The sequence below is a fragment of the Sulfitobacter dubius genome (assembly GCF_027214245.1).
Lineage (GTDB): Bacteria > Pseudomonadota > Alphaproteobacteria > Rhodobacterales > Rhodobacteraceae > Sulfitobacter > Sulfitobacter dubius_A.
In genome coordinates this window covers 176,825-202,139 of sequence record NZ_JAPWHM010000001.1, presented here as the reverse complement: position 1 = coordinate 202,139, position 25,315 = coordinate 176,825, and the positions used below count along the sequence as shown (strand labels likewise).

At 62.7% G+C, this 25,315-nt stretch carries 27 protein-coding genes, 2 tRNA genes and 1 pseudogene; 7 read left to right on the top strand and 23 right to left on the bottom strand.

Annotated elements, in window-relative coordinates; translation table 11 throughout:
* Positions 1-13: 13 nt before the first annotated feature.
* Complete coding sequence (locus O4H31_RS01030; protein WP_269341920.1) at positions 14-715, bottom strand: response regulator; 702 nt, start codon at positions 713-715, stop codon at positions 14-16.
* Complete coding sequence (locus O4H31_RS01025; protein WP_067264985.1) at positions 712-1,224, bottom strand: MarR family winged helix-turn-helix transcriptional regulator; 513 nt, start codon at positions 1,222-1,224, stop codon at positions 712-714. Before O4H31_RS01025 ends, O4H31_RS01030 begins: the two co-directional genes overlap by 4 nt.
* A 171-nt stretch (positions 1,225-1,395) precedes the next feature.
* Between O4H31_RS01025 and O4H31_RS01020 the strand changes: the two genes are divergently transcribed.
* Complete coding sequence (locus O4H31_RS01020) at positions 1,396-2,265, top strand: branched-chain amino acid aminotransferase (RefSeq protein WP_269341918.1); 870 nt, start codon at positions 1,396-1,398, stop codon at positions 2,263-2,265.
* On the opposite strand, the gene O4H31_RS01015 is transcribed toward O4H31_RS01020, so the two are convergent.
* From O4H31_RS01015 to O4H31_RS00980, 8 genes and pseudogenes are all read right to left on the bottom strand, one after another.
* The gene (locus O4H31_RS01015; RefSeq protein ID WP_269341917.1) at positions 2,262-3,029 is read right to left on the bottom strand and encodes a LamB/YcsF family protein; all 768 of its coding nucleotides are present in this window, start codon (positions 3,027-3,029) and stop codon (positions 2,262-2,264) included. The genes O4H31_RS01020 and O4H31_RS01015 overlap by 4 nt on opposite strands.
* Positions 3,026-4,057 (bottom strand): biotin-dependent carboxyltransferase family protein, encoded by a 1,032-nt coding sequence (locus O4H31_RS01010; protein ID WP_269341915.1) that lies wholly within the window; start codon positions 4,055-4,057, stop codon positions 3,026-3,028. Before O4H31_RS01010 ends, O4H31_RS01015 begins: the two co-directional genes overlap by 4 nt.
* Complete coding sequence (locus O4H31_RS01005) at positions 4,054-4,782, bottom strand: 5-oxoprolinase subunit B family protein (protein ID WP_269341913.1); 729 nt, start codon at positions 4,780-4,782, stop codon at positions 4,054-4,056. Before O4H31_RS01005 ends, O4H31_RS01010 begins: the two co-directional genes overlap by 4 nt.
* The gene (locus O4H31_RS01000; protein ID WP_269341912.1) at positions 4,775-5,710 is read right to left on the bottom strand and encodes a hypothetical protein; all 936 of its coding nucleotides are present in this window, start codon (positions 5,708-5,710) and stop codon (positions 4,775-4,777) included. The genes O4H31_RS01005 and O4H31_RS01000 overlap by 8 nt, the downstream gene beginning before the upstream one ends.
* A gap of 6 nt (positions 5,711-5,716) precedes the next feature.
* Positions 5,717-7,033 carry a TRAP transporter large permease gene (locus O4H31_RS00995; protein ID WP_269341911.1) on the bottom strand — a complete coding sequence of 439 codons (1,317 nt, stop codon included), beginning with the start codon at positions 7,031-7,033 and terminating at the stop codon, positions 5,717-5,719.
* Positions 7,034-7,037: 4 nt separating this feature from the next.
* Entirely contained in the window at positions 7,038-7,562 is a 525-nt protein-coding gene (locus tag O4H31_RS00990) for a TRAP transporter small permease (protein WP_269341910.1), read from the bottom strand.
* Between the two features lie 76 nt (positions 7,563-7,638).
* Entirely contained in the window at positions 7,639-8,628 is a 990-nt protein-coding gene (locus O4H31_RS00985; RefSeq protein WP_269341909.1) for a TRAP transporter substrate-binding protein, read from the bottom strand.
* Between the two features lie 38 nt (positions 8,629-8,666).
* A pseudogene (locus tag O4H31_RS00980) lies at positions 8,667-9,923 on the bottom strand (NAD(P)/FAD-dependent oxidoreductase); the annotation flags it as partial.
* Between the two features lie 148 nt (positions 9,924-10,071).
* Here O4H31_RS00980 and O4H31_RS00975 point away from each other — a divergent pair.
* The gene (locus tag O4H31_RS00975) at positions 10,072-10,767 is read left to right on the top strand and encodes an aspartate/glutamate racemase family protein (protein WP_269341905.1); all 696 of its coding nucleotides are present in this window, start codon (positions 10,072-10,074) and stop codon (positions 10,765-10,767) included.
* Here O4H31_RS00975 and O4H31_RS00970 read toward each other — a convergent pair.
* Complete coding sequence (locus tag O4H31_RS00970; RefSeq protein ID WP_269341904.1) at positions 10,764-11,978, bottom strand: winged helix-turn-helix domain-containing protein; 1,215 nt, start codon at positions 11,976-11,978, stop codon at positions 10,764-10,766. The genes O4H31_RS00975 and O4H31_RS00970 overlap by 4 nt on opposite strands.
* Positions 11,975-13,012: a LacI family DNA-binding transcriptional regulator gene (locus O4H31_RS00965; protein ID WP_269341903.1), complete on the bottom strand. Its 1,038-nt coding sequence runs from the start codon at positions 13,010-13,012 to the stop codon at positions 11,975-11,977. The genes O4H31_RS00970 and O4H31_RS00965 overlap by 4 nt, the downstream gene beginning before the upstream one ends.
* Positions 13,013-13,158: 146 nt before the next feature.
* On the opposite strand from O4H31_RS00965, the gene O4H31_RS00960 reads away from it, so the two are divergent.
* Positions 13,159-13,235, top strand: a tRNA-Arg gene (locus tag O4H31_RS00960).
* Positions 13,236-13,345: 110 nt separating this feature from the next.
* Positions 13,346-13,618 carry a hypothetical protein gene (locus tag O4H31_RS00955; protein ID WP_259983911.1) on the top strand — a complete coding sequence of 91 codons (273 nt, stop codon included), beginning with the start codon at positions 13,346-13,348 and terminating at the stop codon, positions 13,616-13,618.
* A 48-nt stretch (positions 13,619-13,666) separates the two neighbouring features.
* Here O4H31_RS00955 and O4H31_RS00950 read toward each other — a convergent pair whose 3' ends face one another.
* The 5 genes from O4H31_RS00950 to queC form a co-directional block, all read right to left on the bottom strand.
* Positions 13,667-14,332, bottom strand: a complete 666-nt coding sequence (locus O4H31_RS00950) for a L,D-transpeptidase (RefSeq protein ID WP_269341901.1) — start codon at positions 14,330-14,332, stop codon at positions 13,667-13,669.
* 217 nt (positions 14,333-14,549) lie between these two features.
* Positions 14,550-15,014, bottom strand: coding sequence for a preQ(1) synthase (gene queF / locus O4H31_RS00945; protein ID WP_269341900.1), 465 nt, complete (start codon positions 15,012-15,014; stop codon positions 14,550-14,552).
* Between the two features lie 15 nt (positions 15,015-15,029).
* Positions 15,030-15,737 carry a 7-carboxy-7-deazaguanine synthase QueE gene (gene queE, locus O4H31_RS00940; RefSeq protein WP_269341898.1) on the bottom strand — a complete coding sequence of 236 codons (708 nt, stop codon included), beginning with the start codon at positions 15,735-15,737 and terminating at the stop codon, positions 15,030-15,032.
* The gene (gene queD, locus O4H31_RS00935; RefSeq protein ID WP_067939230.1) at positions 15,734-16,087 is read right to left on the bottom strand and encodes a 6-carboxytetrahydropterin synthase QueD; all 354 of its coding nucleotides are present in this window, start codon (positions 16,085-16,087) and stop codon (positions 15,734-15,736) included. The genes queE and queD overlap by 4 nt, the downstream gene beginning before the upstream one ends.
* Positions 16,087-16,788, bottom strand: a complete 702-nt coding sequence (gene queC / locus O4H31_RS00930) for a 7-cyano-7-deazaguanine synthase QueC (protein WP_269341897.1) — start codon at positions 16,786-16,788, stop codon at positions 16,087-16,089. Before queC ends, queD begins: the two co-directional genes overlap by 1 nt.
* Before the next feature lie 218 nt (positions 16,789-17,006).
* On the opposite strand from queC, the gene O4H31_RS00925 reads away from it, so the two are divergent.
* The gene (locus tag O4H31_RS00925; RefSeq protein WP_269341896.1) at positions 17,007-18,404 is read left to right on the top strand and encodes a sensor histidine kinase; all 1,398 of its coding nucleotides are present in this window, start codon (positions 17,007-17,009) and stop codon (positions 18,402-18,404) included.
* A gap of 146 nt (positions 18,405-18,550) precedes the next feature.
* Complete coding sequence (locus O4H31_RS00920; protein WP_269341894.1) at positions 18,551-19,309, top strand: glutaredoxin; 759 nt, start codon at positions 18,551-18,553, stop codon at positions 19,307-19,309.
* 52 nt (positions 19,310-19,361) lie between these two features.
* Here the strand turns inward: O4H31_RS00920 and O4H31_RS00915 are convergent.
* The 5 genes from O4H31_RS00915 to leuD form a co-directional block, all read right to left on the bottom strand.
* Positions 19,362-19,438 (bottom strand) — tRNA-Pro (locus O4H31_RS00915).
* A gap of 188 nt (positions 19,439-19,626) precedes the next feature.
* The gene (gene leuB, locus O4H31_RS00910; RefSeq protein WP_269341892.1) at positions 19,627-20,733 is read right to left on the bottom strand and encodes a 3-isopropylmalate dehydrogenase; all 1,107 of its coding nucleotides are present in this window, start codon (positions 20,731-20,733) and stop codon (positions 19,627-19,629) included.
* 68 nt (positions 20,734-20,801) lie between these two features.
* On the bottom strand, positions 20,802-21,908 hold the full coding sequence (locus tag O4H31_RS00905; RefSeq protein ID WP_331283693.1) for an endonuclease/exonuclease/phosphatase family protein: 1,107 nt from the start codon (positions 21,906-21,908) through the stop codon (positions 20,802-20,804).
* Positions 21,791-22,621, bottom strand: a complete 831-nt coding sequence (locus O4H31_RS00900; protein WP_269341889.1) for a hypothetical protein — start codon at positions 22,619-22,621, stop codon at positions 21,791-21,793. The genes O4H31_RS00905 and O4H31_RS00900 overlap by 118 nt, the downstream gene beginning before the upstream one ends.
* A 275-nt stretch (positions 22,622-22,896) precedes the next feature.
* The gene (gene leuD / locus O4H31_RS00895) at positions 22,897-23,502 is read right to left on the bottom strand and encodes a 3-isopropylmalate dehydratase small subunit (RefSeq protein ID WP_120349936.1); all 606 of its coding nucleotides are present in this window, start codon (positions 23,500-23,502) and stop codon (positions 22,897-22,899) included.
* 79 nt (positions 23,503-23,581) lie between these two features.
* Here leuD and O4H31_RS00890 point away from each other — a divergent pair, with 79 nt between their 5' ends.
* Positions 23,582-23,797, top strand: coding sequence for a DUF2945 domain-containing protein (locus O4H31_RS00890; RefSeq protein WP_269341887.1), 216 nt, complete (start codon positions 23,582-23,584; stop codon positions 23,795-23,797).
* Between the two features lie 38 nt (positions 23,798-23,835).
* On the opposite strand, the gene leuC is transcribed toward O4H31_RS00890, so the two are convergent.
* Positions 23,836-25,242, bottom strand: a complete 1,407-nt coding sequence (leuC, locus tag O4H31_RS00885; RefSeq protein WP_269341885.1) for a 3-isopropylmalate dehydratase large subunit — start codon at positions 25,240-25,242, stop codon at positions 23,836-23,838.
* Positions 25,243-25,315 lie beyond the last annotated feature (73 nt).

Sequence of the window (25,315 nt, the reverse complement as noted above, 5' to 3'; positions counted from 1 at the left end):
CCGGAGGGCCGGGTCAGTCCGGGGCCAGCATATAGCCCGCGCCGCGCACGGTTTGCAGGTACTGCGGCTGTTTCGGATCGCTTTCGATCTTGCGGCGCAGGCGGGTGATCTGAACATCGACCGCGCGTTCCTGCGCTTGCCCCCGGTCGCGGCCCAATTCTTCGACCAGTTTGGACCGGCTGAGCGCGACACCGGGCTGCGCGGCGAAAATCTTCATCAGGTGCACTTCGGTCGCGGTGAGACGTACCAGATCGTCGCCCTGCCACATTTCACCCCGCTCCATGTCATAACGGATCACGCCGAGCGACAGGACTTTTGGCGCGGCATCGGCGGCAGAGGTATCGGGCATACGGCGTAGGATCGCATTGATGCGCAGCAGCAATTCTTTAGGCTCGAAAGGTTTAGGCAGATAGTCGTCCGCCCCGGCTTCCAACCCTTCAATGCGGTTGTCTGTCTCGCCCTTGGCGGTCAGCAGCAAGATCGGCGTTTGCAGGGTTTCGCGCAGGGATCGGGTCAGCGCCATGCCATCTTCGCCGGGCATCATCACGTCGAGCACGATAAGGTCAAACTCCAATCCCGCCAGCACCCGGCGGGCATGGGCGGCATCGCGGGCGGTGCTGACCAGAAAGCCGTGCCGCATCAGGAATTTCTTCAACAGGCTACGGATGCGCTCATCGTCGTCAACAACCAGCAGGTGCGCGTCGAGTTCGTTCATGGGGCGCTTTCGCGTAGCCGGTCAAAGCTCTGGCGCATTTCGGGGTCCATCATGGCCTCCAATACCGTTCTGAAGCCGGCCACAGCTTCGGGGCCGGCGGTGCGAAAGGCCAGCCGCATGCGCGCGCGTTGAGCGTCCGATAACTCCTGTTCCAGCTTGCGACCCTCGTCGGTCAGGAACAGATGCCGCTCGCGCTTGTCATTGCGGCCAACCTTGCTTTGCACCAGACCATCGGCGATCAACGTGCGCAAGACACGGTTGAGCGATTGTTTCGTGACCCCGAGGATGTTGAGCAGGTTGTTCACGGTCGTGCCGGGGGCGCGATTGATAAAGTGGATGGCGCGGTGATGGGCGCGTCCATAGGCCATATCGGCCAGAATCCGGTCGGGATCGGCGGTGAAACCGCGATAGGCAAAGAACATCGCCTCGATCCCCTGCCGCAGTTGTTCGTCGGTCAAAAACAGCAGGCTATCGCCGCTGCTAGGGGCCATCATCCGCCCGTCAGCCATAGTATATCTCATTCTCTCTCGGGCCTGTTGGGGATCAGTTTACGTCAGCGTTGTTGACATTCCAATAGTGAAAGGCTATCGAATCCCGTGTTTCGCGCAATTAAATGTCTGCATCTGCCGATTTTTGCGCAATTTTTGAAAAGATAGCGCGTCATTTGGGAGGTAAACACCATGGCAGGCGGATATGATAACCGAGATGGGTACATCTGGATGGATGGTAAAATGGTGGACTGGCGCGAGGCCAATGTCCACATCCTGACCCATGCGATGCACTATGCGTCTTCGGTGTTCGAGGGCGAGCGCGCCTATAACGGCAAAATCTTCAAAAGCCGGGAGCATTCGGAGCGTCTGAAGCGCTCGGCCCAGATGATCGACTTTGAGATCCCTTATACCATCGATGAGATCGAAGCGGCGAAAGCCGAAGTCCTCGCCGCCTCGGGTCTGCAAGACGCCTATGTGCGCGCGGTTGCATGGCGCGGTGTGGGCGAAGACATGGGCGTCGCCTCGGCCCGGAACCCGGTGCGCTTGGCCATCGCGGCATGGGAATGGGGTGCCTATTACGGTGACGCCAAGATGAAGGGCGCCAAGCTCGACATCTCCAAATGGAAGCGCCCCAGCCCTGAGACGATCCCGAGCCATGCCAAGGCGGCGGGTCTCTATATGATTTGCACCATGTCCAAACATGCGGCCGAGGCGAAGGGCTGTTCGGACGCGATGATGTATGACTACCGCGGCTATGTGGCCGAGGCGACAGGCGCGAATATCTTCTTCGTCAAGGATGGCGAAGTGCACACGCCGACGCCCGATTGCTTCCTCAATGGCATCACCCGGCAGACGGTCATTGGCATGTTGAAAGACAAGGGCATCACCGTCCACGAGCGCCACATCATGCCCGAGGAACTCGAAGGGTTCGAGCAGTGCTGGCTGACCGGCACCGCCGCCGAAGTGACCCCGGTGGGGCAGATCGGCGACTGGAAGTTTGAGGTCGGCGCGCTGACCCGTGAGATTGCCACCGACTATGAAAAGCTGGTGCGCAGCTAAACGCTGCCACTGAACTTTGCCAAAGTCACTCCGCCGTCCTGCAAACCCTTGCGGACGGCGGTTGCGATTTGAACGGCCTCTGCCGTGTCGCCATGCAGGCAGATCGTGTCGATCCGCGTGGGGATGTGTTTGCCGCTTTCGGTGATGATCGCGCCCGCTTTGACCATCTCGACCATCCGCGCCGCGGCGGTGCTGGCGTCATGGATCACAGCACCCGGCTTACTGCGGTCGACCAGCGTGGCGTCGTCGTTATAGGCACGGTCGGCGAAGATTTCTCCGGCCCATTTGCAGCCCAGTGATTTCACCGCCCGTTCCTGCGCCGTGGCGGCCAGCACCATGACGATGAGGTCAGGGGCTACGCTGAGCGCCGCTTCATAGAGATCGCGGGCCAGTGCCTCATCCTCAGACGCCATATTCGCCAGCGCCCCGTGCAGTTTCAGATGCCTCACCTCGGCTCCGACACTGCGGGCCATGCCGGTGCTGGCGGCGACTTGATAGCGGATTTGGTTCTGCAAGGTCCCGCGCGGCACCGAGAGGCGGTTGCGACCAAAACCGGCGAGGTCCATGAACCCCGGATGCGCGCCGATGCCGACGCCGTTCTCATGCGCCATCCGCATGGTTGCCGCCATGACATCGGCGTCACCCGCATGGCCACCGCAAGCGATATTGGCCGAGGTCACCACGCGCAGAAGCGCCGCGTCGTCGCCCATCTTCCAAGGGCCAAAGCTCTCGCCCATGTCGGCATTAAGATCGACGGTGGTCATGTTTTGTCCTTCTCGAAGGGGTCGGCGGTGGCCGAGACCACGCCGGAAATCAGTTGATAGCCCAGCAGATCACGGATGCGCGCGGGATCGCGCAAAAGGGGCTGGCGGCGCTTGGGCAGGGCGGCAAGGTCGGCGCGGTGGCGCGTCTCGGCGGCCAGCGCTTCACCGAGGTCGACGAACTCGAATTGCAGCGCAGCACCCGGCTGGGCCTGCGCGACGATCGGCAGGTCGCAGGGGATCACCGTGCCAATGCGGGGGTAGCCACCAGTGGTCTGACATTCACACAGCAGCACAAAGGGCGCGCCATCGCCGGTGATCTGGATGTCGCCGGGGGTGATGACTTCGGACACGATGGTCAACTGCCCGCCGGTAGCGAAACCTTCGCCGTCATGATCCATCCGTGCGCCCATGCGGTTGGCGCGCGGATCACGGCGGAAGGTGGTTTCGGTGAACCGCTGGCGGGTTGCTTCGTCGAAGGCGTCGGTCTGCATGGAGGCGACGATGCGCACACGCTCCGCGCCGAAGCGGTTGTCGCGGGGCAGGGCGAGGTTCGTATCACCGCCCTTGTCCGCCCCCAGCGGCAGGGTTTCACCACTTTGCAGCAGCGCGCCAATGCCAGCGGCCAAATGGCTGGAGCGGGACTCCATTACCGGCTCAACACCAAAGCCGCCGCCCACATGCAGGTAACCATAGGCCCCATCCCGCGCGCCGCCGATGGTCAGTTTCGCCCCGGCAGGCAGCAGGTGGCTCGCGTTCCATGCAATCGCTTCGCCGTCGATGCTCACCTGCATCTGCGCCCCAGTTAGGGCGATGCGTGTGTCTTGATCCACCTCGAAACTGCCACCGCTGCCTGCCATCTCAAGCGCGGCGCTGTTGGGGTCTTGCCCAAGCAAGGCGGCCCCTTCGTGCAGGGCGGTCGGGTCCGCCGCGCCGCCATGGGTCAGTCCAACGGCGCGGTAGCCGGGGCGACCAAGATCTTGGATGGTCATGGCCGGACCGGCTTGAAGTATGGTCAGCGTGCCGCTCATGTCAGCGCCTCCCGCTCGGCCCCGCCGGTGGGGTCGTCGGCGATCCGGTCGAACTCTTGCCGTGTGATGGAGGGAAAGATCAGCTCATCGCCCGGCGACAGCGGAAAGGGCATCTCACTGCCGGGGCGGAAGGTGCGAAAGGCGGTCTGCCCGATATGCCGCCAGCCGGTGGGGGAGGCATTGGTGAAGATGATCAACTGCCGGATTGCCACGACCAGCGACCCCGGCGGCACCGATTTCGTCAGCCCCTGCTGGCGCGGGATGTCCCAATGGGGTGCCAATTCACCCATGTAGGGCTGACCGGGCGCGAAGCCTATGGTCAGTACCCGCACCCGCGCCTGCGACAGTTCCGCGATCGCCACATCGGGGTCGAGGCCCGCGGCCTCGGCGGCCTCCTCCAACTGCGGGGCCAGATCGGTGCCATAGACCGTGGGCACATGCCACAGGCTGCGCCCGGCGGGGAGGGCTTCGGCGAACCAGTCGCGGGTTTCGAGCAGGTCGCGCAGGCGGTCGGTCATCGTGGTGATGGCCTCTTGGGAGACCTCGAATTGCACAAAGGTCGACACCAGCGAGGTGCTTGTCTCGCTCACCTCGGGCCAGCCCTGTTCCTCTACCGCCGCGCGAAAGGCGAGGGCGGCGCGGTTGGCGGGTACGGACATCTTCTCGGCAAAGGTGACCAATAGGCCGGAGAGGCCGACGCTGCGGATGCGGGGCCAGTCAGTCATTGCGGAGCATCCTTTCGTAAAGGCGCGGCAGCAGCACCGGGGTCAGATACATCGGCAGTTGCCAGCAGCCGATAAAGATCATCAGCGGCGCGATGACATCTGCAGGCAGCGCCACGAGAAACAGCGCGATATTGCGGTTGCCCGCGCCGATCGCCAGCGGGCCGGCCACGGCGCGCAGCGGGCCGCGCCGGGTCAGCAGCAACGTGCCCGCCTGCAACAGATAGCTTAGGGCGAAGGCCAGCACCGTCCAGCCCGCCACCGCCCAAGGATCGCTCCGCAGCGCGGGGTTGAGTGCCGCCATAAGCCCGACGACAATGACCGAGAAGCCCAGCACCGACGCGCCGTCGAGCGCTTCGATCTGACGCGCTGAGGGGCGCGGCAGGAAGACATGGCGCAGGGCAAAGCCCAAGCCCGTCGCCCCAAGGATCACCGCCAACAGCCGCAGCGCGGCTTGGGCCACGTCCGAGGCTGGTCCAAGTTGCGGCAGCAAAGCCAAGACCGGCAGTACCGTCAGCGGAAAGGCGGCGGTGCCCAGCACCATCAGTTGCATCATCCGCCCGGCATTGAGCCGCAGCAGCAGGGCAAGGTTGACGCTGCCCGTCAGTGCCGGTGCCGCGGCGGCCAGCGTCACCGCCAGTGCGGTGGAGGTCTGCCCCAGCCCGGCCAGCATGAAGCCCCCCAGCAGTGCCAGCGGCAGCACCGTCTGCAAGGCCACTACCGAGGCCAATCCCCAAAGCAAATCCCGTACAGCCCCTAGGGCCGCGCGATGTCCGATCCTGAGCGCGGTGATCGTCAGCAGCGCGGCGACCATCTGCGGCAACCACTCGGCCAGCGCCGCCGCAAGGCTGGGCAGAGCCAACCCCGCCAGCAGCCCCACGATCAGGCAGGCCCGCGCATGGCGCGAGGCCAGTCTGAGGATATGCAGCATGATGGATCACCCGCTGGCCGGGCCGCTGCGCAGGTTTTCGGGCAACCATGTGGCCACTTCGGGGAACCAGATCAGCACGAAAACCATGAAGACCATGATCGCAAACATCGGCAGGGCGGCCTTGGTGATATAGCCCATCTCGTGATTGGTCATGCCTTGCAGCACAAAGAGGTTGAAGCCAATCGGCGGGGTGATCTGCGCCATTTCGACGACCACGACTACGAAGATACCGAACCAGATCAGGTCGATGCCTGCGCCGCGCACCATCGGTTCCACTACCGCCATGGTCAGCACGACCGAGGAGATACCATCGAGGAACATGCCCAGCACGATGTAGAAGACCAAAAGCGCCATCAGCAGCTCGAAGCGCGACAGTTCCATCGCCGCGATCCCATCGGCCAAGGCGCGGGGCAGGCCGGTGAACCCCATCGACAGTTTCAGGAAGGCCGCACCGGCAAGGATCAGCGCGATCATGGCGGAGGTGCGCATCGCGCCCATCAGGCTCTCGCGGAAGCTGTGCCAGTTCAGCGAGCCCTGGAACAGCGCCAGCGTCAGCGAACCGATGACGCCGATCGCGGCGGCTTCGGTCGCCGTGGCAAAGCCGAGGTACATCGACCCAATCACAACCGATATCAGCGCGAAGACCGGCAGCAGGAAGCGCGAGTTGCGCAGCTTGTCGGCAAAGCTCATGTCGGTCTCGATATCGGGGTTCCAGTCTTTTGACAGCTTACTGGTGATCGCGACATAGCCCATGAACATCAGCGCCAGCAGCAGGCCGGGCATGACGCCGGCAAAGAAGAGCTTGGTGATGCTTTCATTCACCGTCACGCCATAAACGATCAGCGCCAGCGAAGGCGGGATCATCAAGCCCAACGTGGCGGCCCCGGCCAGCGTGCCGATGATCATCTTCTCAGGATAGTTGCGCGCCCGAAGCTCCGGGATCGACATCTTGCCCACGGTGGTCAGCGTTGCAGCGGAAGAGCCGGAAACGGCGGCAAACACGGTACAGCCCACGATATTGGTATGCACCAGCCCGCCCGGCAGTTTCGCGAGCCACGGCGACAACCCGCGGAACATGTCTTGCGACAATCGCGTGCGGTAGAGGATTTCGCCCATCCAGACGAAAAGCGGCAGGGCGGTCAGCGTCCAGCTAGAAGAGCTGGCCCAGATCGTGGTGATCATGGCGTCGCCGACGGGGCGGGTGGTGAAAAGCTCCATCCCGACCCAAGCCACGCCCATCAGGGCGAGCCCGACCCAGACACCGGTGCCGAGGAGGAAGAACAGGACGATCAGAAACAGGGTAATGGCGTAAATCTCGGTCATGGCGTCATTCCCCGAAGCTTTGATCGACTAGGTCACGGGTGACGCGATGGTCGCCCTTGAAGATGAGGTGCAGAAGGTTGTCCGTCAGCGCGATGGCCAGAATGCCGCCGCCGATGACCATGACAGATTGCGGTATCCACAGCGCGGTGGCGTCTTGGTCTTGGCTGACCTCGTTGAACTTCCAAGACCAATAGACGAACCAATAGGCGTAATAGGTGAAGTACCACGCGACCGCCGCCGCTACGGCGAAGCAACAGATATCAAGCAGCCGCTTCCCGCCCGCGCTTAGCGCGTTAAGCAGGATCGACACGCGGATATGCGAGCCGCGGTTCAGCGCATTGGCAAAGGCGAGGAAACTGGCCCCGGCCATGGCATAGCCTGCATAGCTGGCCGCACCCGGAAAAACATTGCCGGTCCAGCGGGCGACCATCTGGGCCACGATCAAGGTGAGAATGGCCACCAGACAGAGCGCCGCCAGCGCCCCCGCCCCGATATAAAGCCCGTCCAATAGTCTGCGCAGCGCCTTCATCCGGCTCTCCCTCCGTCAAGTCATGCCCCGGCATGAGAACGGCGGCCCGAATAACGGGCCGCCGCAGGTTTCGTGATTATTGCATCGCCTTGTAGTCGTCGACGATCGCCTGACCGTCTTCGCCCGCGGCTTCGAGCCATTCTTGCGTCATGGTCTCACCCACTTCGCGCAGGCCAGACATCAGCTCTTCGCTGGCAGGCTCCACGTTCATGCCGCCTTCGCGCAGCCCATCGTAGGTGAACTGGGTGTAGTCCTTGGAGGCTTGCAGGCCACGTTCTTCGGCTTCGGTGGCGCAGGTGGTGATCGCCTCCTTGTTGGCGTCTGTGACTTCGGCCCAGACATCGGCGTTCACCATCACGTAGTTGCGCGGCAGCCAAGCGTCGACTTCGTAGAAATGCGTCAGGCTTTCCCAGACCTTCTGATCATAGCCAGTGGCACCCGAAGAAATCATCGATTCCGCGACACCGGTGGCGAAGGCTTGGCTGACTTCGGCGGCCTCAATAGTGACGGGCGACATGCCGGTCAGTTCGGCCAAACGCGCGGTGGTGTTGTTGTAGGAGCGGAATTTCACGCCCTTCATGTCCTCGACCGAGCCGACTTCCTTCTTGAAGTAGAGCCCTTGGGGCGGCCACGGCACGTTATAAAGCAGGACGAGGTTTTGCTCTTCTAGCACGGCTTCGACCTTGGGCTTGGCGGCTTCCCAGAGCTTTGCGCTCGCCTCGAAAGAGGGCGCAAGGAAGGGGATGGAGTCAAAGCCGAAGACCGCGTTTTCGTTTTGGTGGCCAGAGAGCAGACGCTCGCCGATCTGAACCTGACCGGTCTGGATTGCCCGTTTGATGTCGGCCCCTGCGAAAAGCGCGCCGCCCGGATGCACGGTGATCTCGATCTCGCCGCCGGTGGCTTCGGTCACGCATTCGGCGAACTGCACGCCGTTCTCGGAATGGAAGTTCGAGGCCGAATAGGCCATCGGCATATCCCATTTCTCGGCCGCGAAGGCGGGCATGGCGGTGCCCAGTGTCAGGGCCGTTGTGGCCGCGCCGGCCATCAGTCTTGCTGTCAGTGTCATTTGGTTTCTCCCTTGTTTATTTGCGTGCGCGCTTGGCGTTATCTGTCAAAGCGCTGGGGGTGATACGGGGTCAGATCCGTGTTTGGCGGCTGCCCCGTGATCAATCCGGCGATCAGTCGGCCCGTTTTCGGCCCGCCCGTCAACCCGATGTGGTGATGCCCGAAGGCAGTATAGACCCGGCTCGTCCCGATCTGCCCGATCAGGGGCAGCGAGTCGCTGGGGGCGGGTCGGTGCCCCAGCCATTCGATCTCTTCCTCGGCGGTGAGGTTGGGAAAGGCGGCCTTGGCCTGACGGCGCAGCAGTGCCAGTGGTGCTTTGGAGGCGCCCGCATCCAGCCCGCCGAACTCGACGATCCCGGCGCAGCGCAGCCCCTCGGCCATCGGCGTGGCGACGAATTTGCCTGCCGCCATCATGGTGGGGCGTGACGGGCCGCCCTCAGTATCCTTAAATACGATATGATAGCCGCGTTCGGATTCCAGCGGCACATTGATCCCCAGTTTGCGCATCAGTGGTTTCGACCAGACCCCGGTGGCCAGCAGCACGTCGTCGCAGGGCAGGGGGCCTTGATCGGTCAGGACCGAAGTGACCTCTTCATCAAGGACCGTGATGTCCTCAACCTCGGCCCGTTTAATAGTGCCGCCCATCCCCTCAAACGCCTTTGCCAAAGCCCGAACATAGCCGCCGGGGTCGGCGATGAAACCATGGTCGGCCAGCCGTGCGATGCAGGTGATCTGCGGGCTATAGGCCGGGTCGAATTCCTGAACCGCGCCACCTTCGATGATCTCTGGCACGAAGCCCGCATCGCGGCGCAGCGCCCAAGTGTAGGCTTCGGCCTCGAATGCCGCGCGGCTGGTATAGGCAAAGCAATAGTCGCTGTCGCGCACCCAATCGGCCAGCCCCAGATCGGCGCAGAGGGCTTTGTGTTGCGCCACGCTGTCGCTCACGATGGGCACCAGCCCGGCAGAGATGCGGCGGGTGTCGGCATCGTTGGCGTGGCTCATGTAGCGGCGTAGCCATGGCAGCAGACGTGGGAGATAGGGCCAACGCAGGAACAGTGGAAACTCGGGGTCGCGCAGCATTCCCGGTGATTTGCGCAGCAGGCCCGGCCCGGTCACCGGCGCGACGCCCGCCGCCGCCAGCACGCCGCCGTTGCCATGCGAGGTGCCGCGCCCCGGCTCAGACCGGTCTAACAGCGTCACCTCCGCCCCGGCGCGGAGCAGCCAGATGGCGGCAGAGACGCCGACAATCCCGGCGCCGATAACGACGACATGCTGGCTCATGGGTGGCGGCTTTCGATTTCGCGTTGAGTCATGGCTGGGTTCCTTTGGGGCATCTTTGCATAAAAAATCACCACGTCAACAAAATGCTGATAAAATGTCATCGTTAGAGTTTCACTTGTCTCGCGCTGCCCGCAAAGGCACCCTGCGCCCAAACGGAGGGCATATGGCAAACGAGACAGACGCGCGGCTGGGGATACTGATGCTCGACACGCGGTTCCCCCGCATTCTGGGCGATGTCGGCAATGCGGGCAGTTGGCCCTTTCCGGTGCGCTATGCCGTGGTGCCGGGGGCCACGCCCGAAGCCATCGTTTGCGATGATATCGAACCCTTTGTGCAGGCATTCATCGCGGTGGGGCGGGACTTGGTCGCGGAAGGCTGCACTGGCGTCGCCACCACCTGCGGGTTCTTGGCGCTGATCCGGCCCCGTCTGGCCGAGGCGTTGGACGTGCCCGTTGCCGCCTCGGCGTTAGAGCAGGCCGAGCAGATCGCGGCCTGCCTGCCGCCCGGGCGCAGGGTGGGGATTTTAACGATCTCGGCCAGCACCCTTTCGCCCGCCCATCTGCGCGCAGCGGGCGTGCCCGAAGGCAGCCCGGTGATGGGGTTGGAAGGCAGCAGTTTCGCCCGGGCGATCCTTGGCAATTTGCCCGACCTGGACGTGGCGCAGGCGCGGGCCGAGATGGTGCAGGCGGCACAGCGCTTGGTGGGGGCCAACTCGGATGTCGGGGCGATCCTGTTGGAATGCACGAATATGGTGCCATATGCCCCCGACATCGCGGCGGCGACCGGGCGGCCCGTGCATTCGGTCCATAGTTATCTCAACTGGTTTCACGCAGGGTTGCTGCCGCCCCGTTTCGCCTAGACCGGATCGCGCAGCCAGTCGTCGGCAAAACAGACTTGGCTCACCCCGGCGAGGGGCAGGAGCCGGTGCACTTCCGCCTCAAACGCTTCTTGCCGTCCCTTGCCCCAGCGGATGCCACGTTCGGGCCACAGCGCAGTGATGCGCAGCTCATCCGCGTCGCGATGGGCTTTCATATCAACGCGGCCCACCAGCCTGTCGCCCTGCAGCAAGGGGAAAACATAGTAGCCGTATCTACGCTGCGCCTCGGGCACGAAGACCTCGATCCGGTAGTCAAACCCGAAAAGCCGTGCCGCGCGTTTGCGGTCGCGCAGGGCCGGGTCGAAGGGGCTGAGCACGCGCAGACGTTTGGGCGGGTCGCGGGTGAGGGCGGGGTCTTCGGTCCAACCGGGGCGGACAAAGGCAGGGCGCAGGCTGCCATCGGCGGCCTCGATATCGATCTCCTCCAACCGCCCGGCGGCCTGTTCGGCCGCGCACCAGCCGCGCGCTTCGGCGGGAGAGGTGTGCGCCCAGAAGGCCGCGAGCTCCCCCGCCGTGGCGAAACCTAAGCGCGCCAGCGCCTGATCGCAGCACCAGCCGACCGTCTGCTCTATGTCGGGGGCATTCGCCGGGTCACGCAGCGCGGCGGGCACCACTCGCTCGGTCAGATCATAGCGCTTGCGAAACCCCTCGCGCCCGGTCACAGCCAGCGCGCCGCTGCGCCACAGATATTCCAGCGCGGTTTTTGACGGATGCCATTGCCACCAGCCGCCGCTGCTGCGCGGCTCGTCCCGACCGACATCCGATGAGGTGACGCTGCCCTCGGCTCGGACCTGCGCCAGCACGCTTTGCATCTGTGTTTCAAAGTCGTGCCGCTGCCAATCTTTCCAGCGGCCCAAAAGCTTTGCCGCATCGCGGGTCCGGCGCAGGTGCCACTGGGGGTAGAATTCCATCGGGATGACAGCGGCGTCATGGGTCCAATGCTCAAACAGCGCGCGGTCTTTTTCATAGAGCCGTTTCAGGGCGGCGGGGCGATACCGAGGGCGCCGTGCAAAGAGGATCAGATCATGCGCCCGCGCCACGGTATTGATGCTGTCCAGCTGCACAAACCCCAAGTCATGGATCAGCTTGAGCAGTGCCGCGCCCTTGGCCGGGCCCTGAGGCGGGTCGGACAGCCCGTGACGCGCCAAAAATAACCGCCGCGCGGCGGCATTGGCGAGCCTGGGGCGGCTCACCCCTGACGGCGGCGGCGTAGGGTGTCGCCCAGCGACAGTGTTGGGGTTAGGGTGATCTGGGTCTGCATATCGGGGTCGGGTTCGGGAACAGTCTGATTGAGGATGATCCGCGCGGCCGCTTGGCCGATCTCGTTCCGGCAGGCATCCATTGTCGCCAATTGACGTGGCAAACCTTGCAGAAGTTCGACGTTGTTAAACCCGGCAAGGCCGATCTGGCCGGGAATATCGATGCCTCGGTCGATCAGGTGGAGCAAGCCGCCCGCGCCGATCATGTCGTTGGAGTAATAGAGAAAATCGAGGTCGGGTGAGCGTTCCAGCATCTCTTGCGTCATTTCGCGCCCCTTAGCCAGCGCGGAGCCGCCAGAGTAAAAGGCACGGTCTTCGATCTCCACCCCTGCCTTGGCGAGCCCTTCGGTGAAACCTTCGAACCGTTTTCGGGCGCGGTGATCCAGCGGCATTTTCGTGCCCATGAAACCGATCCGCTCATAGCCTTCGCGCAGGATCGCCTGCGCCATCTCGCGCCCCGCGCGACGGTGTGAGATACCCACCATCGCATCGACGGGTTTGCCGTCGGTGTCCATGATCTCAACCACAGGAATGCCCGCGTTGCGGAGCATGGCGCGGGTGGCGTCAGAATGTTCCAGCCCCGCGATGATCACCCCCGAGGGCCGCCACGAGAGCATCTCATAGAGCACCCGCTCTTCCTTTTCGGGGAGGTAGTCCGTCACCCCCACGACCGGCTGCAGCGGCGTGTCTTCGAGCACCTGATTGATGCCGTTCAGGACTTCGGGAAACACCATATTGCCCAGCGACGGGATCACCACCGCCACAAGGTTCACGCGCTGGCTGGCCAGCGATCCGGCGATCTGGTTGGGCACATAGCCAAGCGCCTTGGCGGCGGCCAGCACACGGTTTCGGGTGGCTTCCGATACGTCGCCGCGTTTGCGCAGGACACGGCTGACCGTCATCTCGGAAACGCCACAAGCATCGGACACATCGCGCAGGGTCAACGGGCGTTTGGGGGGTGTGGTCAATTTGGTGTTCCTGTTTGCCTTTCACCTAGTTTGCGCGAAGCGCGTCGCACGATCAAGCACTGCCGCCGACTTGCCGCGTCACCGCGCAGATCGGTTGCCATTCTGCCGATGACATCGCCCCTCGTTTGCGCTAAACCGCCCCGGTCGGCCCCGTGGCTCAACTGGATAGAGCAGCCCCCTCCTAAGGGGCAGGTTGCAGGTTCGAATCCTGCCGGGGTCACCATTCTCATTTTGCCAGCCGAACCAATCGCCTCAAAAGCCCCCTTGCTGCTTGAAATCCTCACCCGGTCTGTCAGATTGCCCGCGATATAATCAGGAATGGCAGAGGCTTTGATGAAAACAGGAACTTTTGTGGTCGGAGCGGCTTTGCTGGCCGTGGCTGGCTGTGCGGTACCCGCGACAGGGCCGCAGGGCGCGTCAGCGCGGGTTGGCAATCTGCCCGAGTCGGTGGTGAGCCTTGCTGCGCCGAACCAAGACTTGTCCACAGCGCGTTTGCTGCCCGAGGATGGCTGCTATTGGTATCAACATAGCGGTCCGGTTGAGACGACGCTGGTGCCGCTGCGCGCGGTGGGCGGCAATCCGATCTGCACCAAACGCCAAGCCTAAAATCAAAACGGGGACCGCTGATTGGCGGTCCCCGTCTTACGTCGCGGCTTAGCTGCGCGCGACGACGCTTTCTTCTGCCGAATAGAGATAGGCCGTCGAGCCAGTCCGCACATTCGGGTAGAGTTGGTTAATATGCGCCATGATCATCCGCACACAGCCAGAGCTGGCCCGGCCACCGATGCTGCGCGGCTCGGGTGTGCCGTGGATGCGCAGATAGGTGTCGCGGTTGCCTTCGAATAAATAAAGCGCCCGCGAGCCGAGGGGGTTCTCAGGGCCGGGGGGCACGCCGTCTTCGAGGCCCGCGTAAAGCTCGGGATCGCGCTTGATCATGTTTTGCGTAGGCGTCCAATGCGGCCATTCGGCTTTGCGTTTGATCGTGTAGGTGCCGGGCTCATAAAGATTGCCGCGCGCAATCGCCACGCCGTAGCGCATCGCGGTGCCGTCTTCTTCGATATGGTAGACATAGCGTGCAACGGCATCGACGTGAACGTCACCGACGCGCAGATTGTCGTTCGCCACAACCCGCTGCGGCAGGAAACGCGGGTGGACGCCCCAAGGGTTGCTGGTCGCCGGGTCAAACCCTGTCGGGGTGATCCGCGCGTCCCAAGCGGCTTTTTCCGCTTCGCTGGGGCGGGTGCGTGCCATCAAAGGAGTGGCGATTGCGCCGGAAAAAAGCGCTGTGGTGGTTTGGATGAAATGACGTCTTGTCAGCATGTGGTCGCTCCGTGGTTGACCTCTCTGCGCAGGGCAGGGTCGTATGCGTGTATGAAAGACTAACGGCCTTTCCTCGCTGGAGGTTCAAGGAAGAAGGCGGTTGCTAAAGAGAATGTGATCTAAAACACACGGTTTTCACGAAAACAGGGGCGCGCAGGGGGCCGCGCGCTCCGAAGGCACTGGGGGTGAGGGTGGGGTAAAGGGCGGGGACGCCCGCTCAGCCACGGCCCCGGTAGGGCGGCACGCCCTGATCGGGGATCCAGACGCCCTCGGGCAGGGGGCCGGTCTGCCAGAACACATCAATGGGAATGCCGCCGCGTGGATACCAGTAGCCGCCGATCCGCAGCCATTGCGGATCAAGGAAATCGGCCAAGCGGCGCGCGATGGAGACCGTGCAATCCTCATGGAAAGCGCCGTGATTGCGGAACGAGGTCAGGAAAAGTTTGAGCGATTTGGATTCCACCAGCCACGGGCCGGGCACATAGTCGATCACCAGATGCGCAAAGTCCGGCTGGCCGGTCATTGGACAGAGCGAGGTGAACTCGGGCGCGGTGAAACGGACGTTATAGGCCACATCGGCCTGCGGGTTCGGCACCCGCTCCAACTCGGCCTCATCGGGGCTGGCGGGAATGCGGGTCTCACCGCCGAGTTGCTTGAGATTGCTGTAGATGTCTTCAGACATAGGTGTCTCCATCGGTCAGACGCCGCGTTTGTTGCCCCAGATCAGGACGTGAAGCTGCGGCAGGATACGGGGGGCGAACCAGTGATCGGTCATGGCAAGGTCGGTCAGCCAACCCAGACGGTCAGCCAGCGCCTGCGGGTCAACGGGCGTGGCGGGGTCGACCTCGGGATTGCCGGGCTGGAGGTAAAGCGGGATATCGGGGTGATGTGCATGCACTTCGCGGGCCCAGTGGTAGTCAATCTCATCGAAGATCACGATCTTCATCACCTGTTGGCGCGCCTGAGCGCCGAAGGCCCGGCAAGCGTCGAAGGCATCCCAATCGACAGTCTCACCGCTTGAGGGCGGTTTGGGAGAAAGCACCAGCGTATCAAGATCGGCAAACCACGGGCGCGCGATGGAGCCCTGGGTCTCGCAGGCGAAACGGTAGCCCGCGGCCTGCCCCATCCGGATCAGCGGGCCGAAATCCTGAATTGCCGGGTTGCCACCGGAAAGGGAGACGGTCAGCGGTTGATCCTTCGAGAGTTTGCGGATCCGGCGCCAGATATGCTCGGTCGACATGGGGGTCCAGCTATGGCGGTGCTGGCTGTCGACGGCGTGCAAGCTGTCGCACCAGCTGCACCGATAGTCACAACCGCCCGCGCGAACGAATACCGTCGGCTCCCCGATCAGCGCGCCTTCGCCCTGAATGGTGGGGCCGAAAATCTCGGCTATGCGCAGGCTCATGGCCGGTATTCCGCCCATGTCTTGGGGGTCTCGCTGACCAGCACCGCGCAGGTTTCCGGCCAACGCGCCGCGCACCAATCGTGGAAGTGCTTTGCCATATTCTCGGCCGTGGAGGGGCCGTCGAGAACATCGTTCAGATGCCGGTGGTCAAAGTGATCGTCGATATAGGTCTTGAGCGGCTTCAGGTCGTGATAATCGCGCACGAAACCGTCAGCATTGAGCGTCTCGGCGGCCAGTTCGACCACGACGATATAGTTGTGCCCATGCAGCCGCGCGCATTGGTGGTCGTCGGGCAGGTGGGTCAACTGGTGGCTGGCGGAGAAGTGGAATTCCTTGCGAATACGGAACATCAGCCTTCCCCTCGTGTGGCGAGGGCCGTGGTCCAATAATCCGGGTCGGCATAGACGGTCGGGTCGGTGACCTCGGCCAAATGAAAGGCTTCGTGCCGCTCAACACAGGTGCCGCAGCGCCCGCAATGGACCGCGCCGCCTTTGTAGCAAGACCAGGTCTCGGCGAAAGGCGTGGCATGGCGCGCACCTTGGCGGACGATCTCGGCCTTGCTTTGCTCGACGAAAGGCGTGTGCAGGCGCACATCGGCATAGCCGTCGAGGGCAGCTTGCTGCATTGCGTCGAAGGCGCGGGTAAAGCCGGGGCGACAGTCGGGATAGATAAAGTGGTCGCCACCATGCACGGCAGTGGCCACGGCCTCATCGCCCTGCGCTGCCGCGATGCCAAAGCCGATCGACAGCATGATCGCATTGCGGTTTGGCACAACGGTGATCTTCATCGTGTCTTCGGCGTAATGCCCATCGGGCACGTCGATATCATCGGTCAGTGCGGAGCCTGACAGCGCAGCACCAATCCCGCGCATGTCGATCAGGTGGAACGGCACGCCCAGCCGCTTGGCGGCGGCTTCGGCGAAGTCGACCTCCTTGCGGTGGCGTTGACCATAGTCAAAAGAGACAAGCCGGGTGAGGTGATGCTCAGCGGCGGTGATATGCGCAAGTGACACGGAATCGAGTCCGCCTGAGCAGATGACAAGTGTTTTCATTCTGGGGCCCTTGTTTTGATGTCCGGGTAGGCTGCGACCGGATGGCGGGGCTTATTTCAGAATTTTCACAGATTGCAAGCCTTCCGGGCAGCGGCGCCGGGTCGCAGGCATAGGGGCAGGAGGGGCGCGGTCAGAGCCCATTAAAATAAGGGATTTGGCCTTAACGATTAAACCTAAGTTAACTTTAGCCAAGTCCGAATCCGCGCTAAGGTGAGGATATGTTGAAAAGCAGCCAAAGCGTCACGCTTGACGCCAGCCATTATGAATTGATCGAGGCGATGACCGACGAAGTGGTCATCCTTGACGCCACCGGCGAGATTGTCGCGGTAAATATGGCGTGGAAGATCTTTTGCGAAGAGAACGGCGGGGACGCCGGGTCGCATTATGTCGGGGCCAATTACTTTGACATCTGCAAAGCGGCGGTGATGGATTCCGTGGTGCAGGCGGAAACCGTTTTGGACGGGCTGCGACAGGCATTGAGAACCGGTGCCGCCTTTGAGGGGGAATACCCCTGTGATGGGCCGGGCGTGCGGCGCTGGTTTCAACTGAACGCCAACCGCATGACAATCCAAGGCGCGCCCTGCCTGCTGTTGCAGCACCGCAATGTCACCACGCGCCGCATGGCCCATGATGATATCGAGCGTGCCCATGTGCGTGCTGAAACCTTTGCCGCCCTCGTCGCCACCACGGGCGAAGCGATCCTGACCTATGATATGGAGGGCCGTATCATCAGTTGGAACCCCGCCGCCGAGCGGCTTTATGGCTATACCGAAGAGGAGGCATTGGGCCAGTCGGTCGAGCTTTTGTATCCGCCGGATTGGCCGACACGGGTGCTTGAATATCGCGATCAGATTATGGCGGGTAAGCTGCGCCAGTTCGATGCGGTGCGGGTCGCCAAGGACGGCACCGAGCGGCATGTCACAATCGCCTGCACGCCCATCCGGACGCTGTCGGGGGATATCGTTTCGATCTCGAACATCCACCACGATGTGACCGCGACGCGCAAAGCCGAAGAGGTGCGCGATCTTGTCTCGCGCGAGGTCATCCACCGCGCCAAGAACATGCTGTCTTTGGTGACGGCGATGCAGCGACAGACGGCGAGTTCGGCGGCTTCTCTGGCGGAGTTCAACAAATCCTTCGGGGACCGTATTCAGGCGCTGGCCCGTTCAACCGATTTGCTGGTCGATGGTGGATGGTCCTCCGTCGACCTTGCCCAACTTGTCCGGGCGCAATTGGACCCCTTCTTGCATCTGCAAGGCAAGGGGGTGGATGTGGCAGGCCCCACCGTCGCTTTGGGGCCGCAGGCTTTGCAGCTGATCGGCATGGCGCTGCACGAACTGGCGACGAATTCCACCAAATACGGTGTGATGAGTGGCGGGCGCGGCGATATCCGGTGCCATTGGTCGCACACCGAACAGGGCGGTCTGCGCTTCCAATGGATCGAGAGCGGCATCACATTTGATCCCTCCGCCAAAAAAGCGTCCGGCTTTGGCAGCAAGGTGCTTTCCGTATTGGCCCCCGCCATGGTCGATGGCTCAGCGGATACGGTGACCAGTGAAGACGCGCTGACCTGGACCGTGACGATCCCCGCTGCGCATCTTGGCAAGGTGACCTGAAGGTAGCGAGCCCTTACGCCTCGGGGGATGTATGCCCGCAAGGGCCGTTCCCGGTGGCGCAAAGTGACGCTTTTGCGGAACTCTCCTGCGCTGGAAACTTGTTCCTACCCCAGACACGTCGTTTGGAAAAACAATAGGAGGCTAGGATGGCCGAAGGACAGGACAAGACCGCAAAGCTTTACCGCATGGTGATGGAGCAGCACCTCTGTCCCTATGGGTTGAAGTCTAAAGACCTGCTGGAGCGGCAGGGCTATCACGTCGAAGATCACCACCTAACGACCCGCGAAGAGACCGACGCCTTTATGGCAAAAGAGGGTGTGGAAACCACGCCGCAGACCTTTATCGATGGTGAGCGGATAGGCGGCTACGACGATCTGCGCGTTCATTTCGGTCTGGACAAGCCCAAAGAAGAGCAGTCGGACACCAGCTATCAGCCCGTCATCGCCATTTTCGGCGTGGCCTTCCTGATGGCACTGGGCCTTTCTTGGTACGCCTTTGACAGCATTTTTACCCTGCGGGCGTTTGAATGGTTCATCTCGATCTCGATGTGTTTACTCGCCGTGCAGAAGTTGCAGGACATCGAGAGCTTTTCGACGATGTTTCTGAACTACGACCTGCTGGCGCAGCGTTGGGTGCCCTATGGCAAGGTCTACCCCTTTGGCGAGGCGCTGGCCGGTATCCTGATGACAGCCGGTGCGCTGACATGGCTGTCGGCCCCCGTCGCGATTGTCATCGGCGCGATCGGCGCGGTGTCGGTGATCAAGGCGGTCTATGTCGACAAACGCGAGTTGAAATGCGCCTGTGTGGGCGGCTCAAGCAATGTGCCGCTTGGGTTCGTCTCGCTCACCGAGAACGTCATGATGCTGGGCATGGGGATTTGGATGTTGATCAAGGTCTACGGCTAAGCGGATCGGGGCGGGCCGAGGTTTGGGCGTAGGTTGGTATCAGGGGGATATCTGGTCGGGCTGAGAGGATTCGAACCTCCGACCCCCTGCTCCCGAAGCAGGTGCGCTACCAGGCTGCGCTACAGCCCGACCGATGTGCAGCGCATAGCGCAGCGTGGCGTAATTGGCAATTGGTCAGTTGTAGGGATTTTGCGGTGTGGATGGGGAGATCGGGCGCAGTTGGGGGCGCTGCCCCCGCAGCCTTTGGCTGCTCCCCCGCGGGTATTTAAGAAAGAATGAAGGGGGAAGGGGCGGGGCGTGAACCCCGCCGCGGTTCTTTAAAGGCTCGCGTCGAGCGCTTTGAGGATCGCGTCGCCCATTTCCTCGGTCGTGATGGGGGTGCCGCCTTCGGGGCCCATCAGATCGGGGGTGCGGGCACCGTCGGCCAGCGCCTGTTCGACGGCTTTTTCTAGGCGGGCCGCTTCTTCGCCTTGATCGAAGGAGTAGCGCAGTGCCATGGCGAAGCTGAGGATACAGGCGATCGGGTTGGCTTTGCCTTGGCCCGCGATGTCGGGGGCGGAGCCGTGGACGGGCTCGTAGAGGGCTTTGGGCCGGCCATCGGCATTGGGCGCGCCGAGGCTGGCGGAGGGCAGCATGCCGAGGCTGCCGGTGAGCATGGCGGCGCAGTCGCTGAGAATGTCGCCGAAGAGGTTGTCGGTGACGATGACGTCGAATTGTTTGGGGGCGCGGACCAGCTGCATGGCGCCGTTGTCGGCGTACATATGGCTGAGTTCGACATCGGGGTATTCGGCATCGCGGACCCGCTGGGTGACTTCGCGCCACAGGATGCCGCTTTCCATGACATTGGCTTTTTCCATGGAGCAGACTTTGTTGCCGCGTCGGCGGGCGAGTTCAAAGGCGGAGCGGGCGACGCGCTCGATTTCGCTTTCGGTGTAGCGCTGCGTGTTGATGCCGACGCGCTCGTTGCCTTCCTCGAAGATGCCGCGCGGTTCGCCGAAGTAGACGCCGGAGGTCAGTTCGCGCACGATCATGATGTCGAGGCCCGCGACGATGTCTTTTTTCAGCGAGGAGAAATCGGCCAGCGCGTCAAAGCATTGCGCGGGGCGCAGGTTGGAGAAGAGGTCCATTTCCTTGCGCAGGCGCAGGAGGCCGCGTTCGGGTTTGACCGAGAAGTCGAGGTCGTCGTATTTCGGGCCGCCCACGGCGCCCAGAAGCACCGCGTCGACTTCGAGGGCGCGGGCCATCGTGTCGTCGTGCAGGGGCGTGCCGTGTTTGTCATAGGCGGCACCGCCGACCAGATCATGCTCTACGTCGAAGGCCAGATCGCGCTTTTCGCCGAACCAATCGATGATGCGCGTGACCTGCGCCATAACCTCGGGGCCGATGCCGTCGCCGGGGAGGATGAGCAAGGATGGGTTGGCCATGGGAAACTCCTGAAAATACGGTTGCTGATGGGTAGCCTGCGGGTTCCGGAGGGTCAAGATAGCGGGGCCTAGCGGGTGAGATCGACCCAGACCAGCGCATGGCGGCTGGCGCCTTCCCCCTCGGGCCAGATCAGGCCAGCATCGAGCACCTGCCAGTCGCGGGAGGGCAGGATGTAGTCGACGCGCATCGGGCCGGTTCGCGACCAGTCGACGGTGGGTTGGGTGGGCAGCGGGTCTTGTATGGATGGGTGGGCCAGCAGGGCGGCAATGGCTTCGCCGCGCCCGTCACCGCGGATAGGGTCAAGGTTGGCATCGCCCAGTAGGATGAAGGGATGTGTAGGCGGTGTGCCGATGTTTCCGGCAAGGTGGTGAGACCAGAAGGCTGTTTCGTCGTGGTTGCGGCGGCCGTTGCGGTCTTCGGGGCCGTCGAAGACAGGCGGGGTGGCATGGTAGGTCAGCAGGGTGATGGGGCCCTTGGGTGTCTGGATAGGCAGGGACCAGTGGCCGTTGGACGACAGGCGCTGCGTGGCATGGGCTTCGGCTCCGGCGAAAGGGGCGCCGTCGAAGATCGGGTAGAGCGTGCCGGGGAGGTCGCGCCAGAGGAGGGGGCTGAAGTCCTGAAGGTCTTCTGTCTGGAGGGGATGGCGTGAGAGGATCGCCATGGCGCCTTGGCCGAAGAAGCGGCCGTAGCCCTGAGTGTCGCCAGGGCCACCGCGTTTGCCATCGCCGTCGAGGTCCGCACCGCTTTGGCGGCCTGCGTTGGGGGGTGCGGCGAAGCGGTGTGGGTAGGGCGCACCAGCAGCGGTGAGGGCATCGGCGAGGGCATTAAGGGCGCTGCGTTCGAGATCGTAGTCAATGCCTTGGAGGGCGATGATATCGGGATTGGCAGCGGTGATGGTTTGCACCACCGATGCGATGCTTGGGTCATCGCCGCGCAGGATATCGCGCAGCAGAATGCCGGGCCCTTTGCGTGAAAGTTCGGTGTTGAAGGTGGCGATGCGCAACGGCTCGGCCTGCGCGAAACTGGCCAGCAGGAAAAACGCCAGCAGCAGGCGGATCAGGCGGCCTGCATATGCGCTTCGGCGTAGGCGCGGCGGCGTTTGTCGTGGATCATCTCGGCCACGCGCCCCATGGCGATGCCCCGCATGATCATACTGGCCGGAAGGAAAGCCCATGCGCTTATTGTCCAGATCATGGTTTGCGGATTGCTCAGTGAGATTGGATCTAGCAGATCGGCAGTGGCTTTGACCACTGCGGGGATGATGAAGGGCAGCAGGAAGCCAAGCGCGATGTTGATCCGGGCGTCGCGTTGCAAGCGGTAGAGCACGTCGCCCCCAGCGGTTGGGTCAAAGAGCGGCAGATTCACCCAGACGTTAAAGGCGCCTTGGCGGGCGGGCCAGCCCATGACCCGCACCAGCACCACGAAGGTCGCCAGTGCGATGAGCGAAACGAGGTAGGCCAGCCCCGCTGCCGTGCGGATCAGATTGACCGCCTCATAGGGGGCATCGGCGGGCATCATCAGCACCACCAGCCGTACCGGGGAATAGGGGAAATCAAGCGCGTTGCCCAAGATCACGCCGAGCGAAGTCAGCGCGCCTGTCAGCAAGGTGGGGGCCGCTTGGCCCCGTGCGATCAGCGAGAGAATGACGATGGTGAACAGCAGGCTGATGAAGCGCAGCCGATTGAAGGGTGGCGCATCGCGAAATTCGACGATGCTCGGTTGGCGCGAGTTGTATTCCATGAAGGTCAAAATCGACGCGATACAGGCGAGAAGCACGGTGATCTGGCTCGATTCCGCATCGGCACCCGGCAAAAGGAGCGCAGGTGTGGCTATCAATAGCGCCACCAATAGGCCACGCGTCGCCGCGCCTGTCATTCGTCCGATCACTGCTCTGCCCTTCCAAACTGGCCGGACGCGATACATTGCCGCGTGCTCGTTCCAACTTGATGACCCCGGTTGCTGGGGCTCGCCTCATTATTGTCCAATTTTTGCCTTCTTTCCGCGCGCGCCTCAAGGCTCCGCGTGGAGAAGATCAGGGTTCTGAGGTATTTTGAGGGAAAGGGTGGTGCGTTCTTGCATCATTTCCGTGGCAGGTTGATGGCAGGCCGCAACATCTTGTGGGCGCTGGATTTACGCCCACAAGTTGAGTTTAGAAGTGGCCCTTAGACCCAAGGACGGCTCTGGTTGAGCGAATCCTCATAGGTGTCGATCGCCGTGCCCTTCTCGAGTGTCAGGCCGATGTCGTCCAGACCGTTGAGCAGGCAGTGCTTTTTGAAGGCATCGACTTCAAACGGGAATTTCTCACCGTCTGAGGTTGTGACGGTTTGACCTTCGAGGTCGATGGTCATCCGCGCGTTTGAGCCTTTTTCGGCGTCCTTCATCAGCACGTCGACCTGTTCTTGCGGCAGGACGATGGGCAGGATGCCGTTCTTGAAGCAGTTGTTGTGAAAGATGTCAGCAAAGCTGGGCGCAATGACGCAGCGAATGCCGAAATCCTTGATCGCCCAAGGCGCGTGTTCGCGCGAAGAGCCGCAGCCGAAGTTGTCGCCTGCGACAAGGATCTGGGCGTCGCGGTATTGCGGTTGGTTCAGCACGAAATCGGGGATCTCGTTGCCTTCGCGGTCATAGCGCATTTCGTCGAACAGGTTCACGCCAAGGCCGGAGCGTTTGATCGTCTTGAGAAAGACCTTGGGGATGATCATGTCGGTGTCGATGTTCACCAGCGGCATGGGAGCCGCGGTGCCGGTGATTTCTGTAAATTTTTCCATCGGGGTATCCTTCGGAGAGTGCGGGAACCGCGCTGCTGAACGGCGCGTTCTAAGCAAATGGGTATCAGGAGGGCATAACATGTCGTACCAAACCGGCACGAAAGTAGAGTGGGACTGGGGCAATGGCACCGGGACCGGCAAGATCGTCAAGAAATACACGCAGAAGATCACGCTGAAGCTGCAGGGCAGCGAGGTGACCCGCAAAGCGAGCGATGACGAACCGGCCTATAAGATCGAACAGGACGACGGCACCGAGGTGCTGAAGTCCGGCAGCGAGCTGCGCAAGGCCAATTGAGCCCTGCGCAACCCGCCCGGTATCCACGCCCCGGTCGGTCACGCCAATTCGCGCACGTCGGTCAAGTGACCGGTGAGAGCCGCCGCGGCGGCCATGCCGGGCGATACGAGGTGCGTGCGGCCTTTATAGCCCTGACGCCCTTCGAAGTTGCGGTTTGACGTGGCCGCGCAGCGTTCGCCGGGGGCAAGCTGGTCGGGGTTCATCGCCAAACACATGGAGCAGCCCGCCAGACGCCATTCAAAACCGGCCTCGCGGAAGATATCTGCCAGCCCTTCTTCTTCGGCCTGCGCACGCACGAGGCCTGAGCCGGGTACGACCATGGCCCGCAAACCGTCCTTGATCTTCTTGCCCTTCAGCACCGCAGCGGCGGCGCGCAAGTCTTCGATGCGGCCATTGGTGCAGGAGCCGATAAAGACCGTGTCGATCTGGATGTCGGTCAGTTTCTGGCCGGGCTTCAGGTCCATGTATTCCAGCGCACGTTTCACCGCATCGACCTTGCCGCCTTTGAAATCCTCGGGCGCGGGCACGACCGAAGTGATTGGCAGCACGTCTTCGGGCGAGGTGCCCCAAGTGACGACCGGCGCGATGTCTTCGCCTTTTAGCGTCACGACCTTGTCCCAATGGGCGTCTTCGTCAGAGAAAAGCGTCTTCCACCAATCCATCGCCGCTTCCCATTGAGCGCCTTTCGGGGCGTGGGGGCGGCCTTTGCAGTATTCGAACGTCTTTTCATCCGGCGCGATGAGGCCCGCGCGTGCGCCGCCTTCAATCGCCATGTTGCAGACGGTCATGCGGCCTTCCATCGACAGATCGCGGATCGCTTCACCGCAATATTCGATGACGTAGCCGGTGCCACCGGCGGTGCCAGTGGCGCCGATGACCGACAGAGTGATGTCCTTGGCCGTCACGCCGGGGCGCAGTTTGCCGGTGATCTCGACCTTCATGTTCTTGCCCTTGCGCTGGATCAGCGTCTGGGTGGCAAGCACGTGCTCAACCTCCGATGTGCCGATGCCATGCGCCAGAGCGCCGAAAGCGCCGTGGGTCGCGGTGTGGCTGTCGCCGCAGACGACGGTCATGCCGGGCAGGGTCCAGCCCTGCTCGGGGCCGACGATATGCACGATGCCTTGGCGCACATCCGAGACGGGGTAGTAATGCACGCCGAACTCGCGCGCGTTTTTGTCGAGCGCGGAAACCTGAATGCGGCTGTCCTCGGTCATCGCCTCGGGGTCTTCGCGGCCTTCGGTGGTTGGCACGTTGTGATCCGGCACGGCGATGGTCTTGTCCGGCGCGCGCACGGTGCGGCCCGACATGCGCAGCCCCTCAAAGGCCTGCGGGCTGGTCACTTCGTGGACGAGGTGCCGGTCGATATAAAGCAAGCAGGTGCCGTCATCGGCTTCGTGGACGACATGGGCGTCCCAGATTTTATCGTAAAGCGTCTTGGGGGACATGATGGTCCTCTCCCGTGGTTTGGAATGGCTATGGGTGTGGCTGAGAGGGCTGGCTTATAGTCGGGCCAGAACG